Origin of the sequence: Geobacillus zalihae, assembly GCF_030414215.1 — a bacterium.
Classification (GTDB): domain Bacteria; phylum Bacillota; class Bacilli; order Bacillales; family Anoxybacillaceae; genus Geobacillus; species Geobacillus zalihae.
Genome location: NZ_CP129217.1, coordinates 890,352 through 902,058 on the forward strand (window position 1 = coordinate 890,352; position 11,707 = coordinate 902,058).

The window sequence follows — 11,707 nt, forward strand, 5'->3', positions numbered from 1 at the left end:
CCCCACTTCCACACGTGAGCAGAAGAGGGTGGGGATGGCTTGGTTGACAGCCTGCTGTGGGGCGGGTGTTCCCAAGAATCTCCCACCTCAAAGCTCAAGCGTAGGAGGGAGAGCGTTCAATTTGAAAACTTCTATCAAACTGGGGAAAAGGGGGAAAACGATGATCCGTAAAGCCACATGGGCCGACGCACCGGCCATCGCTTCGGTCCACGTTGAAAGTTGGAAGACGACATACAGCGGCATCGTGCCAGACGCATACTTGGAGACGTTGTCAGTGGGAGAAAAACAACCCTTATGGGAGAAGGTGCTCAGCCAATCGGGTCATTCTGTGTTTGTCGCCGAGGAAAACGGGCGCGTCGTTGGATTTGTCTCCGGCGGACCAAATCGGGCAGCCGACGGTCCGATAGCGAAGTATGACGGGGAGCTGTATGCGATTTATTTGCTTAAAGAGGTGCAAGGAAAAGGGCTCGGCCGGCAACTCGTTCAAGCGTTGACCCGCGATTTGACGCAAAAAGGCATTCATTCGCTGACTGTCTGGGTGCTTGCCGACAATCCGTCACGCGGTTTTTACGAACGGCTTGGCGGTGAAAAAGTGGCCGAGGAAAGGGTGGAAATCGGAGGGAAAGCGTTATGGGAGTGGTGCTACGGCTGGCGAGACGTCCAATTGATGGAACAGTAGGTGGGCTGCCGAACCGTCGGCAGCTTAAAAAATTCATTTTGTGAGTGATTACTCACTTTACGAAAGGGTTTATCTTTTTTATACTATATATGAGTGATTACTCACTACTGAGCAGAGGGGGGAGAAAAGCAATGACCGCCAATCCATGTATTCAAGTCGAGCGTGTCTCCAAGCGGTTTGGAAAAAAAGTGGTCATCGACGATGTGTCGTTGGATGTCCGCGCGGGAGAAATTTTCGGCCTGCTCGGCCCGTCGGGTGCAGGAAAAACGACGTTGGTGCGCATGATCGCCGGCATTGATCAAGCGAGTGAAGGGACGATTCGCGTGCTGGGCGTGAATATGCCCAATCTTGGCGCCATGAAGCGGATCGGCTTTATGGCCCAGTCGGATGCCCTGTACGGAGAATTGACCGCGCTGGAGAACATGCAATTTTTTGCTTCCATCTACGGGTTGCGAGGGAAAAAACAAAAAGAGCGGATCGATGACATGCTGGCGCTTGTCAACTTAACGAATGATCGAAAAAAGCCGGTGCACCAATATTCAGGAGGGATGAAGCGCCGGCTGTCGCTGGCGATCGCCTTGCTTCATGAACCGAACGTGCTCATTTTGGATGAGCCGACGGTCGGCATCGATCCGGTGCTGCGTCAATCGATTTGGGCGGAACTCGAGCGGATTCGCCGGCGCGGCACAACCGTTGTCGTCACGACCCATGTGATGGATGAAGCGGAAAAGTGCGGGCGGCTTGGCATGATTCGCGAAGGTCGGTTGATCGCCGTTGGCCGCCCGGATGAGTTGAAACAAAAAGCAGGCGCGGAAACGATTGAACAAGCGTTTTTGGCGTTTGGAGGTGTCCGGCGATGAGAGTGTTGGCGATGGTTGTCCGCATCATCCGCCAGTTTTTCCGCGACAAGCGCACGCTGGCGCTCATGATTGTCGCCCCGATGTTCGTCTTGTTGTTAATGGATTTAGTATTCAACGGGGAGGAATACAAACCAGCCATTGCCGTCAGCGACAATGTGCCTGAGGCGGTTGTTGATAAGTTAAAAGAAGCGGGAGCGAACGTGAACGAGCTGTCAGCAAAACAAGCGCAAAAGCAGCTGGACGGCCAAGATATTGACGCATGGCTTGACATGGGCGGAAGCGCTCCGCACCTTACGCTGGAAGGAAGCGACCCGACGGCCAATCAGGCGGTGATGGCCGCGGTGCAGCAGGCGTTTCAGTCCATGGCGCCCAAGCCCCCGTTTCAGTTGAAAACAACGTATTGGCACGGGTCAAGCGACATGGCGTCGTTTGATTATTTCGGCCCGGTGCTCATCGGCTTTTTCATCTTCTTTTTCGTCTTTTTGATCGCCGGGGTATCGTTTTTGCGTGAGCGGACGAATGGGACGCTCGAGCGGTTGATGGCGACGCCGCTCAGGCGCTGGGAAATGGTCGCCGGCTACATGGTCGGGTTCGGGCTGTTTACGACGATTCAAGCAAGCTTAATTTCATGGTTTGCTATTGATGTGCTCGACATGATGATGGAGGGTTCGTTCGGGTATGTGCTGCTCATTACGTTTTTGCTGGCGATGACGGCGCTGGCGCTCGGGATGCTGCTGTCGGCGTTTGCCAACAACGAGCTGCAAATGATGCAGTTTATCCCGCTTGTCGTCGTGCCGCAAGTGTTTTTTTCCGGCTTGTTCAACCTTGACACGATGGAAGAATGGCTGCGTTCGCTGAGCGTCGTCATGCCGCTCAACTACGGGGCGGATGCGCTGCGCGATATTATGGTGCGCGGAGAGGGGTGGAGCGCTATCGCTGTTGACGTATACGTGCTGCTTGGTTTCACGCTGCTGTTTATGGTACTAAATGTAGTAACGCTGAAAAAATATCGCAAGCTGTAAGGGGTAGAGCAATGAGCGAGCATTCATGGATTCAGGAATTGCTGCAAATCGGCGGCAAGGAAGGGCAGTTCAGCGAAAAGCAGCTAAAAATTTTGGAAGCTGCCGTTGAAATGTTCGCCGAGAAAGGCTATGCGGCGACGTCGACGAGCGAAATCGCCAAAAAGGCTGGGGTGGCGGAAGGGACGATCTTCCGCCATTATAAGACGAAAAAAGATTTATTGCTGGCCATCGTCACGCCGACGTTGTTTCATTCCGTCGCCCCGTTTTTGGCGAAAGAATTCGTCCGCGAAGTGTTTGATAACGAATATGAGACGTATGAACAGTTTTTGCGCGCGGTGCTCGCCAACCGCTACACCTTTGTGAAAACGTATTTGCCGGCGATTCGCGTGCTTTGGCAGGAGGTTGCCTTTCATTCCGAGATTAAACAGTGCTTTCAACGCGTGTTTACAGAGCACGTGTATCCAAAATTTGCCCGTATTGTCCGCCATTTTCAAGAAAAAGGGGAGTTGGCCGAGCTGCCGGTTGATTCGGTCATCCGCTTGACGATCACATCGCTCACCGGCTTTTTGGCCGCCCGCTTTCTCCTTTTGCCTGATCACCATTGGGACGATGAGGCGGAAATGGAGCGGACGATTCACGTGTTGATGAACGGTCTGCGGCGCTAACCGGCCGGCTTCCGCGTGGGAGCCGGCCTAGCCGTTTTTCTTGGCATAATCGAGGATGGCTTTGGCAAAGTGTTTAAAATCATCGAGATGGTGGTCGATGATGGCTTGCAAAATGCCAAGGTTCAGTTGTTGGTAGTTGTGAACGGCGATGTTGCGGAATCCGACCATCGCCTTCATCTTTTTGCTTACGGAAGGGGAGATGACCCCATGTTCTTCGAGGAGAGCGAACGCATCGCGGCTATGCTGCGGCAGTCCGAATTTCTGCTCGGCCACGATATGCATGGCCAAATCGATGCATGCCTCGCACGCCCGCTGTAAATTGAGAATGATCGAGTCTTGTTTTGTATAATTTTGTAAATTTTGGGGGTCGTGGTCATATTCTTCGTCAATTCGTTTCAGACATCGTTCAATGATGCTGACCTTATTCAAAATCACATCATGTTTCATACACCGACCCACTTTCTGCAATTCGTTTTAATACTGGCGCCCTCTCTTCATTCAGCTTTGCATACATTTTCAACGTTTTCATTTCAAACTCCATTCGTTTCCGTTCGTCGCAACAATCGATCACCTTTCCGCTCGAGACGACTTGCGCTTGAAACACGGTGCTGGCTTGGCGCAAATCGACAAGATCGACATCTCGCCCTAACTTGTCAGCCAAATGCCCCGCGAGCCGAAACAGCTCATACGGATCATGCGGTTCGCCGTCGCTGACAAAGGCGATATCGACATCACTGTCCGAGCGCATCGCCCCACGGGCGGCTGAACCGAACAGGTAGATGACGAACGGGTGAAGAGCCGGGCGGAGCGTCTGAATGATGATCGTCTCCATTTCGTTTGGCAATCGCGATGCCCCCTTGCGTTTTTCTTCATTATAGCAAAATTTTTTCGTTCCTGGAGAAAAGACGGAAAAAGAAAAAGAGGCGATGGCGACCGCCCCTTTTTACAGCGAAAATCCTTTATTCGTGCGAAAGAGTCTGACCTCAAGAAACGGACGTGCGGTCGATGAAAACGTTTGACCGAACGGCCGTCATTTTCTTGCACCACCGTCTTCCGAAATGACGCTGGATCCTTTGTTTGGGTCGAACGATTGGTACCATTGAACATCATTGAAAATATGCACGGGGAACCGTTCTTTGTCCAAAATGAGAAGATTGTACCGCAAGTCTCCATGATTGATTCGATTGATCAAATCTTTTGGTATATCATTTGTCCAAGTGGAAGAAATGGTGATGGTATATGATAACTGTCCGTTTGCCGGCAAAGGGCCTTTGACAGCGTTGGAACGGTCAACATGGGTCAGACGCGAGAGTTCCTCTGGATATTGAATGACGAAATAGTAATCTCGATACTGTTCAAGCAAACGGTACAGCTGTTCCGAGATGGTGTAATGAATCGTCAGCTCGATCGATCGACTTGTCGCCTTTGCAATAAATTGATTGACTAGAAAATGCGGAGGGAGAAATTTCTGTTCCAACGATAACGGCTTTTGTTCCGTCTCCGCTTTTTCATGTTCCTGCTTCGCTTTCTCCACCGGATGCGGCGCAACAGGGGCGGGGTCGTGTCCGCGTTCGCACGCCGCCAGCAAGAGAAAGCAGATGAAAAGGGGATGGAAAAATTTTTTGCTCATAAAATCACCATTCATGAGTGTTTAGTTTTGTTTAATGCTGTCGGAATATCCCTCATATGTCCATTGTCCGCTGACGGTTTTCGAGCTGATGAGAGTTCCTCTGCTGTAGTAATTTTCTTTACCGGTCGCTTTCACCCAACGGCTTCCATATCGAAGGGTATAGGTGGAATAAGGAGGGATCGTCCAAGTAACAGTTGTTGTTTTTTCCACCCGCGCTCCTAAACTTACTTCCGTACTAATTCCTACTTCCAGGACCATCTCGTTAAATGTGGACGACGAAGAAACAGTAGCGGTTGCATACGCTTCTCTCTTGACTGTGTGGGAAACAGTGTCAGTAGTAGATTTGTTGTTTACGTGGGTATGAGTCCAATAAATGGTCAGCCCTCTTGTATCTGTGCTGTGAACGTATTCATATCCATCATAAGGGATATAGGTTGGATTGATTTCTGCTTCTGTCTTATTAAATGGGGTAAGAGAAAGCAATCCAGCCAAAAGAATCGGACTAATGGTTTGAATCATCTTTCTTTTGAACATCACAATCCCTCCTAATATTTAGAATTTATAACTTATTTTTAGCAAAAAAAAAAAGTAAGTGTCAATAATATTTCCAAAAAAATTATTTTATAAAATATTCACCCCTTCACTAAAAGTGTGCTTGACTGAATCGAGGTGAAAAATCGGTTTGATAAACGGTCCATTGGAAAGAAAGATCCGCCGAAAGCAAAATTGATGTTCGGCGGATCCTCTGTTGTAAGTTATGATTCGATTTTCGCCACAATGGCGTCCCCTTCTGCGTCGATGCGGATTGCGCGCACGGGACTGCTTGCGTCAAGCAGGCAGTCGGCGATGTTGTCTTCGACATGCTCTTGGATGACACGGCGGAGCGGGCGGGCGCCAAAGGCCGGATGGTAGCCGAGTTCGGCCAGTTTTTCTTTCGCCGCTTCGGTCACTTCGAGTTCAATGCCTTGTTCGCGCATCGCCGCTTTGACGTCAGCGAGCATCAAATCGACGATTTGGAGCAAGTGCTGTTTTTCGAGCGGCTTGAACTCGATGATGGCGTCGAAGCGGTTCAAAAATTCCGGCTTGAAGTAGGCGCTCAAAGAGTCAAGGACGCTTGTTTGCCCGTTGCCCTCTTTTTCAAAGCCGACGGTGATTTTTTTGTCGGTCGCACCGGCGTTGCTTGTCGCGATGATGACCGTGTCTTTGAAGCTGACGGTGCGGCCTTGGCTGTCGGTTAGGCGGCCATCTTCTAAAATTTGCAAGAAGATGTGCTGTACATCCGGGTGCGCCTTTTCAATCTCGTCAAGCAAGATGATGCTGTACGGATTGCGGCGCACTTTTTCCGTCAGCTGGCCGGCTTCTTCAAAGCCGACATAGCCCGGCGGCGAACCGATCAGCTTCGAGACGGAATGTTTCTCCATGTATTCGCTCATATCGAGGCGAATCATGGTGTCTTTTGTGCCAAACAGCTCCTCGGCGAGCGTTTTGGCGAGCTCCGTTTTCCCGACGCCGGTCGGGCCGACGAACAAGAACGAACCGATCGGGCGGTGTTTCGCTTTCAAGCCGGCGCGGCTGCGGCGAATGGCTTTCGCGACTTTTTTCACCGCTTCCGCTTGGCCGATCACTTTTTTCGCCAAGTGTTCTTCAAGATGTTTCATTTTTTCTTTTTCATCGGCTTGCAGCTTGCCGACCGGGATGCCGGTTTTCTCGGCGATGATTTGTTCGATGTCGGCGGCATCGACGACAGGGCGTTCTTGGTTGACGCCTTGCTCGAGTTGTTTTTCGAGCTTCAGCTCTTCATCGCGCAGTTTCGCCGCCAATTCGTAGTTTTCTTCTTTCGCCGCTTGTTCTTTTTCTTTCGTGATTTGGATCAACCGCTCTTGCAGCTGCTTTTCATCGGTCGGGCCGAGGCGCAAGTTCGCTTTCGAGCCGGCCTCGTCAAGCAAGTCGATCGCCTTGTCCGGGAGGAAGCGGTCTTGAATGTAGCGGTGCGACAATTTCACGCACGCTTCGATCGCTTCGTCCGTATAGCGGACATGATGGAATTGTTCATATTTTGGCTGAATGCCTTTTAAGATGGCGATCGCTTCCTCAACGGTCGGCTCGTGGACGATGACCGGTTGGAAGCGGCGCTCAAGAGCCGCGTCTTTTTCAATTTGCCGGTATTCTTTGAGTGTCGTCGCCCCAACGACTTGCAGTTCCCCGCGGGCAAGCGCCGGTTTTAAAATGTTGCCCGCGTCCATCGAGCCTTCAGCGGCTCCAGCACCGACGAGCAGATGGATTTCGTCAATGAACAAGATGATGTTTTTCCGCTCTTGCAGTTCGGCGATGAGCCGCTTCATCCGCTCTTCAAATTGACCGCGGATGCCGGTGTTGGCGACAAGCGAAGCGACGTCAAGCAAGTACACGTCTTTGTTCAATAGTTTTTCCGGCACTTGCCCTTCGGCGATTTTCAGCGCGAGCCCTTCAACGATGGCTGTTTTCCCGACACCCGGCTCCCCGATCAACACCGGGTTGTTTTTGTTGCGGCGGTTTAAAATTTCGATCACGCGGGCGATTTCTTTGTCGCGGCCGATGACCGGATCGATCAAGCCCGCTTTCGCCATTTGCGTCAAGTTGCGGCCGAATTGATCCAAAAATCCACCGCCATGGCTTTGCGGGCGCTTCGCCATCGTTTTCGGCGCGCTCATTCCGGCGTTGGCGGCTGTGAACGGGCTAGTAAAGAAGTCATCAAAGGAAAACGGTGAAAAGCCGAAGTTCATCGGAATGGACAGTTGTTGTTTTTGCTTTTCATAGCATTCATGGCACAGGTGAAGTTGTTGTTTTTCCCCGTTCCATTGCAAGTTGACAAACACTGTTGCTTCACGTTGTTGGCATGCTTGGCATAGCATGAGACATACCCCCTTTTCTCTTATTCGGGATTTGACTTTGACTTTCTTTGACTTTCTGACTTTATTATACTTTGACCTTTTTTGACTTTCAAGTGTTTTGTACAAAAAAATTGTAATAACGATGAAATGTTTTTGAAAAAATGGTGAATACTAATGTAGGTGCGGCAAAGCTATGATAAAGTGAAAAACAGAAAAAGAGGCGGAAAAGACTCCGTCTTTGGTGCTCATGATGATCATGAATTTGAAGGAAAAAGGAGAAAGGTGAAGATGAGAAGACAGGTTGGTTTCGCGTTTGCTGTTGTACTTTTGGGGATGATGATCATGGCTGCTTGTACAAATCACAACAAGCAAGCCGAGACGCCGGCCGTGCTTGACGTGAAAATCGATGCGCCGGATCATATCGATTTGAACAAACCGACCAAGCTCGCCTGCGTCGTGACGTACGGCGGCGAAAAAGTAGACGATGCGAACGAAGTCAAGTTTGAAGTATGGAAGCATGGAAGCGACGAGCGGGAAATGCTTGAAGCGAAGCATGACGGCGACGGCCGATACTCGGTGGAAAAAACGTTCACCGAAGCGGGAACATATTCGGTGGTCGCCCATGTGACGGCGCGCGACATGCATAACATGCCGAAGAAAGATATTGTCGCCGGCAGCCCGGAACAGGCGGCGACGGCCGACGGTGCGCGCGAAAATTCCCAAGGCAGTGCTGAAGAAAATCATCATGGCGCCGTCGCCATTTCGCTGTCGTCCCGTTCGTTCGAAGCCGGAAAACCGGCGGCGTTGACCGTCCGCCTCTCCAAAGATGGGAAGCCGTTGACAGGTGCGACCGTTCGTTTTGAGATTTGGCAGGCGGACAATAAGCATGAATTTGTCGATGCAAAGGAAAAAGGAAACGGCGAGTACGAAGCCATGGCCACGTTTGCCAACAAAGGAACGTATTCGGTGAAAGTGCACGTCGAAGGAAGCGGCGGGCTGCACGAACATCAAGTCGAACACGTGACAGTTCATTGATGGAAACGCGATTTCACATCGCATGCCATATTAATGAAGAGAGTTTGCGGTGTGTGAGAAGGCATCTTGTCTCGGATGCCTTCTTTTTTCGTTCTGTCGTCTTTCTTGTCCATGCCGGACATATACATATATATGGAAAAGCAACGGACAAGAGAGGGAGATGGAGGATTTGGGCAAGAGACACGAGTGGTCGGAGGCGTGGCAAATCGCTGCTGTTTACGTTGGAACGGTGATTGGGGCAGGATTTGCGACCGGAAGAGAGATTATGGAATTTTTCACTCGTTATGGGACGGCTGGAACGGTTGGCATCATCATCAGCGGTTGTTTGTTTATATGGGGAGGCGCGCGGCTCATGGTGATGGCGCGCCGCATTGGAGCCGCGTCCTATGATGAATTGAATCGCTATTTGTTCGGGAACATGTTGAGCCCGTTTGTGACGCTCGTGATGACGGTGATGATCGCAGGGGTGACGGCGGTGATGATCGCCGGGGCGGGTGCCGTGTTTGAAGAGCAGATCGGCTGGCCGAGGCAGGCGGGCGTCACGCTGACGCTCGGTTTGGCGCTTCTTGTCATGTTGTTTGACCGCAAAGGGCTGTTTGGCGTCAACGTGTTCGTCGCGCCGATGATGGTGCTGTTCAGCGCCATCGCCTTTGTGAAAACAATCGTGGCTGGCGATTTGTGCCGTCCGGACATGGCTGCGGTGGACTATTCCCTCAAGGCGATGTTGTCCCCGTTTTCCTATGCGGCCTTTAACTTGGCGATGGCCCAAGCGGTGCTTGTCCCCATCGCCCGCGAAGCGACCGATGAGCGAGCGGTGAGGCGCGGAGCGATGTTAGGCGGAATGGTGTTGACGGTTTTGCTGCTGTTGAACCATATGGTGCTGCTGTCGTTTCCACACAAGGACGATTATGATATTCCAATGGCCGAAGTCGTTCATACGTTTTTTACTGTGTTGTATTGGCTTTATGTCGTCGTCATTTACGGAGAAATTTTTACATCGGTCATCGGCGGCATGTTTGGACTTGCACGCCAAGTGCGCGTTTGGGCGCCGCTTGGCGGGAAATGGCTGGGCGTGCTGCTCGTTTTGCTGTTTGCGGCGGTCAGCCCGTTTCATTACGGGGAGCTGCTGTCATTCATCTATCCGCTGTTTGGTTATATGAGTCTTGTGCTTTTGTGGCTTCTTTGGCGCCGGCAGCTGCCGCGCCGGTAAATGAGCCCTTTCGTTCCCCAAAGTTTTTTGGTGAAGGGGGACGAAAGGGCTTCGTTTCGTTATGAGTGGAAGCGGGCGATCATTTTTTCTAAATCGCGCGCTGCTGCAGCCAACGTGTCGGCTTCCCGCGCCAACTGGTGAAGGGCGAGCGTCTGTTGCTCAAGCCCCGCCGCCGTTTCTTGCACCATGTTTGAAAAATCGGCGGCGACGGTGCGTACGTCTTCCATCAGTCCGCCGAGCTGCTCGCCGTCGGCGGTGATGTCGTTGACATATGATTCGTTTTGCTGAAGCAAGTCGTTCAGCTGGGCGAACATGCCTTGAAACGATGTGAACGTTTCCCCTGTTTTCCAAAGAGAGTCTTTCGTTTTTTCGACGTGGCGGCCACTTCCTTGCATCGCATGCACGGCTTCTTTGAGCGCGTTCGTCATGGCGTCGAGCGAGGCGAAAATTTCAGCGGCGAAGGCGTTTGTATCTTCGGCAAGCTTCCGGACTTCTTGGGCGACGATGGAAAAGCCGCGGCCCGCTTCACCCGCCCGCGCCGCTTCGATCGAGGCGTTGAGGGCGAGCAAGTTCGTTTGCTTGGCGATCGTGCGAATGGCGGCGATCATCTCATGAACGCGCGCCGCTTCATTGGCTGCTTTGTCGATGAGGGCAGTCATTTCGCCGATGCCGCGCTGCATCGCGTCCATGTTTGTTTTCGTTTCCTCAATGAGGCGGATGCCTTCTGCTGCTGACGACCAAGTGTCGCCCGCTTGCCTTACGACGCGTTCAACGGCGGCCCGCATGAGTTGCACGCGTTCCACCATCTGCCCGATGACGTCACCCGCTTGCTCGACGGCGGTCGTTTGTTGTTTCGCCCCTTCGCGGAACGTTTCGACGGCGGCGGCGATTTCGTCAAACGATTCAGAGAGGCGGCGCATTTCCATCTGCTGTTCAACGCTCACATCATGCACCGTTTTGGCCGCTTTGCCAAGCTCATGGATGATCGTGCGGATGCCGAGAATCATTTTGTTGATTTCGTAGGCGATTTGATGAAATTCATTCCGTTTTCCCGTCGTTTTCACTTCTGTCTGCAATTGGCCTGAGGAGACGGTGCGGGCGACGCTGTACCAATGGCGAAGCTCGGCGGCAATGGCCCGATGCCAGGCGGCGCCAAGCCCAAGCCCAGCGAGAGCGGCGCACAGCGCGGCCAAAACGGGCGGCGCCCCTGCGATGGAAGCGGCCAGCCCAACGGCTGCGGGCGCAATGGCGACGCTTGCTAACACCCATTGCAAATACGGGCGGTGCATGAGCCGCCCCATCCGCAAATTGAACCGCCTTCCGCCTGGCTCCGTCCAAAACGGGCAGCTGGCGTCAATCAGCACCTCGCCCGTATCGCGTTCGTACACTTGCAAGAGCGGTTCATTCGTGCGGGCGGCAGCCAGCCCGACTGGGTCGGCAAACACCCTTCCCTCGCGGAGGCGGTTCGTATGGACAACTCCGTATCCGCTTTCATCGACAAGAACAAAATATTCATCATGGCCAAGCTGTTCATCCAACAAGGCGCGGATGCGGTCGAGCTGCTCTTCAAGCGGACGCGTTCGGTCGATCATCTTTCGCAGCGCTTCCGCCGTTTCTGTCACTTTTTTCAACGCTCGTTTCGACCGACGCTGTTTCGTCAGTTCGCTCATAGACGATTCTCCTTTTTTCATTTGTCTATTTTCAATAATATATAGAAGATTTTGTCGAATCAATAG

The 11,707-nt window shown here is 52.2% G+C and carries 12 protein-coding genes; 6 read left to right on the top strand and 6 right to left on the bottom strand.

The window, feature by feature from the left end; all coding sequences use genetic code 11:
* The first annotated feature begins 160 nt into the window (after nt 1-160).
* From QWV57_RS04620 to QWV57_RS04635, 4 genes are all read left to right on the top strand, one after another.
* Nucleotides 161-679, top strand: coding sequence for a GNAT family N-acetyltransferase (locus tag QWV57_RS04620; protein WP_301100844.1), 519 nt, complete (start codon nt 161-163; stop codon nt 677-679).
* Between the two features lie 131 nt (nt 680-810).
* The gene (locus QWV57_RS04625; RefSeq protein ID WP_301100846.1) at nt 811-1,539 is read left to right on the top strand and encodes an ABC transporter ATP-binding protein; all 729 of its coding nucleotides are present in this window, start codon (nt 811-813) and stop codon (nt 1,537-1,539) included.
* A complete protein-coding gene (locus tag QWV57_RS04630) occupies nt 1,536-2,561 on the top strand; it encodes an ABC transporter permease (protein WP_020959100.1) in 1,026 nt (341 codons plus the stop codon). The genes QWV57_RS04625 and QWV57_RS04630 overlap by 4 nt, the downstream gene beginning before the upstream one ends.
* Before the next feature lie 11 nt (nt 2,562-2,572).
* Nucleotides 2,573-3,226 carry a TetR/AcrR family transcriptional regulator gene (locus QWV57_RS04635; protein WP_033024961.1) on the top strand — a complete coding sequence of 218 codons (654 nt, stop codon included), beginning with the start codon at nt 2,573-2,575 and terminating at the stop codon, nt 3,224-3,226.
* A gap of 27 nt (nt 3,227-3,253) precedes the next feature.
* Here the strand turns inward: QWV57_RS04635 and hepT are convergent, their stop codons facing one another.
* The 5 genes from hepT to QWV57_RS04660 form a co-directional block, all read right to left on the bottom strand.
* Nucleotides 3,254-3,673, bottom strand: coding sequence for a type VII toxin-antitoxin system HepT family RNase toxin (gene hepT / locus QWV57_RS04640; RefSeq protein WP_033005519.1), 420 nt, complete (start codon nt 3,671-3,673; stop codon nt 3,254-3,256).
* The gene (gene mntA / locus QWV57_RS04645; protein ID WP_020754944.1) at nt 3,663-4,070 is read right to left on the bottom strand and encodes a type VII toxin-antitoxin system MntA family adenylyltransferase antitoxin; all 408 of its coding nucleotides are present in this window, start codon (nt 4,068-4,070) and stop codon (nt 3,663-3,665) included. The genes hepT and mntA overlap by 11 nt, the downstream gene beginning before the upstream one ends.
* 186 nt (nt 4,071-4,256) lie before the next feature.
* Entirely contained in the window at nt 4,257-4,856 is a 600-nt protein-coding gene (locus QWV57_RS04650; protein ID WP_033005529.1) for a hypothetical protein, read from the bottom strand.
* 21 nt (nt 4,857-4,877) lie between these two features.
* A complete protein-coding gene (locus tag QWV57_RS04655) occupies nt 4,878-5,390 on the bottom strand; it encodes a hypothetical protein (RefSeq protein ID WP_020754942.1) in 513 nt (170 codons plus the stop codon).
* 221 nt (nt 5,391-5,611) lie between these two features.
* Nucleotides 5,612-7,747 carry an ATP-dependent Clp protease ATP-binding subunit gene (locus QWV57_RS04660; protein ID WP_301100854.1) on the bottom strand — a complete coding sequence of 712 codons (2,136 nt, stop codon included), beginning with the start codon at nt 7,745-7,747 and terminating at the stop codon, nt 5,612-5,614.
* A 267-nt stretch (nt 7,748-8,014) separates the two neighbouring features.
* Between QWV57_RS04660 and QWV57_RS04665 the strand changes: the two genes are divergently transcribed.
* The gene (locus QWV57_RS04665) at nt 8,015-8,761 is read left to right on the top strand and encodes a FixH family protein (RefSeq protein ID WP_060788062.1); all 747 of its coding nucleotides are present in this window, start codon (nt 8,015-8,017) and stop codon (nt 8,759-8,761) included.
* A gap of 169 nt (nt 8,762-8,930) precedes the next feature.
* The gene (locus tag QWV57_RS04670; protein ID WP_083509273.1) at nt 8,931-9,971 is read left to right on the top strand and encodes a YkvI family membrane protein; all 1,041 of its coding nucleotides are present in this window, start codon (nt 8,931-8,933) and stop codon (nt 9,969-9,971) included.
* 59 nt (nt 9,972-10,030) lie between these two features.
* On the opposite strand, the gene QWV57_RS04675 is transcribed toward QWV57_RS04670, so the two are convergent.
* On the bottom strand, nt 10,031-11,641 hold the full coding sequence (locus tag QWV57_RS04675) for a methyl-accepting chemotaxis protein (RefSeq protein WP_081132880.1): 1,611 nt from the start codon (nt 11,639-11,641) through the stop codon (nt 10,031-10,033).
* Nucleotides 11,642-11,707 lie beyond the last annotated feature (66 nt).

Excerpts from the sequence above, each read along its gene's own strand:
- QWV57_RS04620 (WP_301100844.1), top strand. The coding sequence starts at position 161 with ATGATCCGTAAAGCCACATGGGCCGACGCACCGGCCATCGCTTCGGTC.
- QWV57_RS04625 (WP_301100846.1), top strand. The coding sequence starts at position 811 with ATGACCGCCAATCCATGTATTCAAGTCGAGCGTGTCTCCAAGCGGTTT.
- QWV57_RS04630 (WP_020959100.1), top strand. The coding sequence starts at position 1,536 with ATGAGAGTGTTGGCGATGGTTGTCCGCATCATCCGCCAGTTTTTCCGC.
- QWV57_RS04635 (WP_033024961.1), top strand. The coding sequence starts at position 2,573 with ATGAGCGAGCATTCATGGATTCAGGAATTGCTGCAAATCGGCGGCAAG.
- hepT (WP_033005519.1), bottom strand. The coding sequence starts at position 3,673 with ATGAAACATGATGTGATTTTGAATAAGGTCAGCATCATTGAACGATGT.
- QWV57_RS04650 (WP_033005529.1), bottom strand. The coding sequence starts at position 4,856 with ATGAGCAAAAAATTTTTCCATCCCCTTTTCATCTGCTTTCTCTTGCTG.
- QWV57_RS04655 (WP_020754942.1), bottom strand. The coding sequence starts at position 5,390 with ATGTTCAAAAGAAAGATGATTCAAACCATTAGTCCGATTCTTTTGGCT.
- QWV57_RS04660 (WP_301100854.1), bottom strand. The coding sequence starts at position 7,747 with ATGCTATGCCAAGCATGCCAACAACGTGAAGCAACAGTGTTTGTCAAC.
- QWV57_RS04665 (WP_060788062.1), top strand. The coding sequence starts at position 8,015 with ATGAGAAGACAGGTTGGTTTCGCGTTTGCTGTTGTACTTTTGGGGATG.
- QWV57_RS04675 (WP_081132880.1), bottom strand. The coding sequence starts at position 11,641 with ATGAGCGAACTGACGAAACAGCGTCGGTCGAAACGAGCGTTGAAAAAA.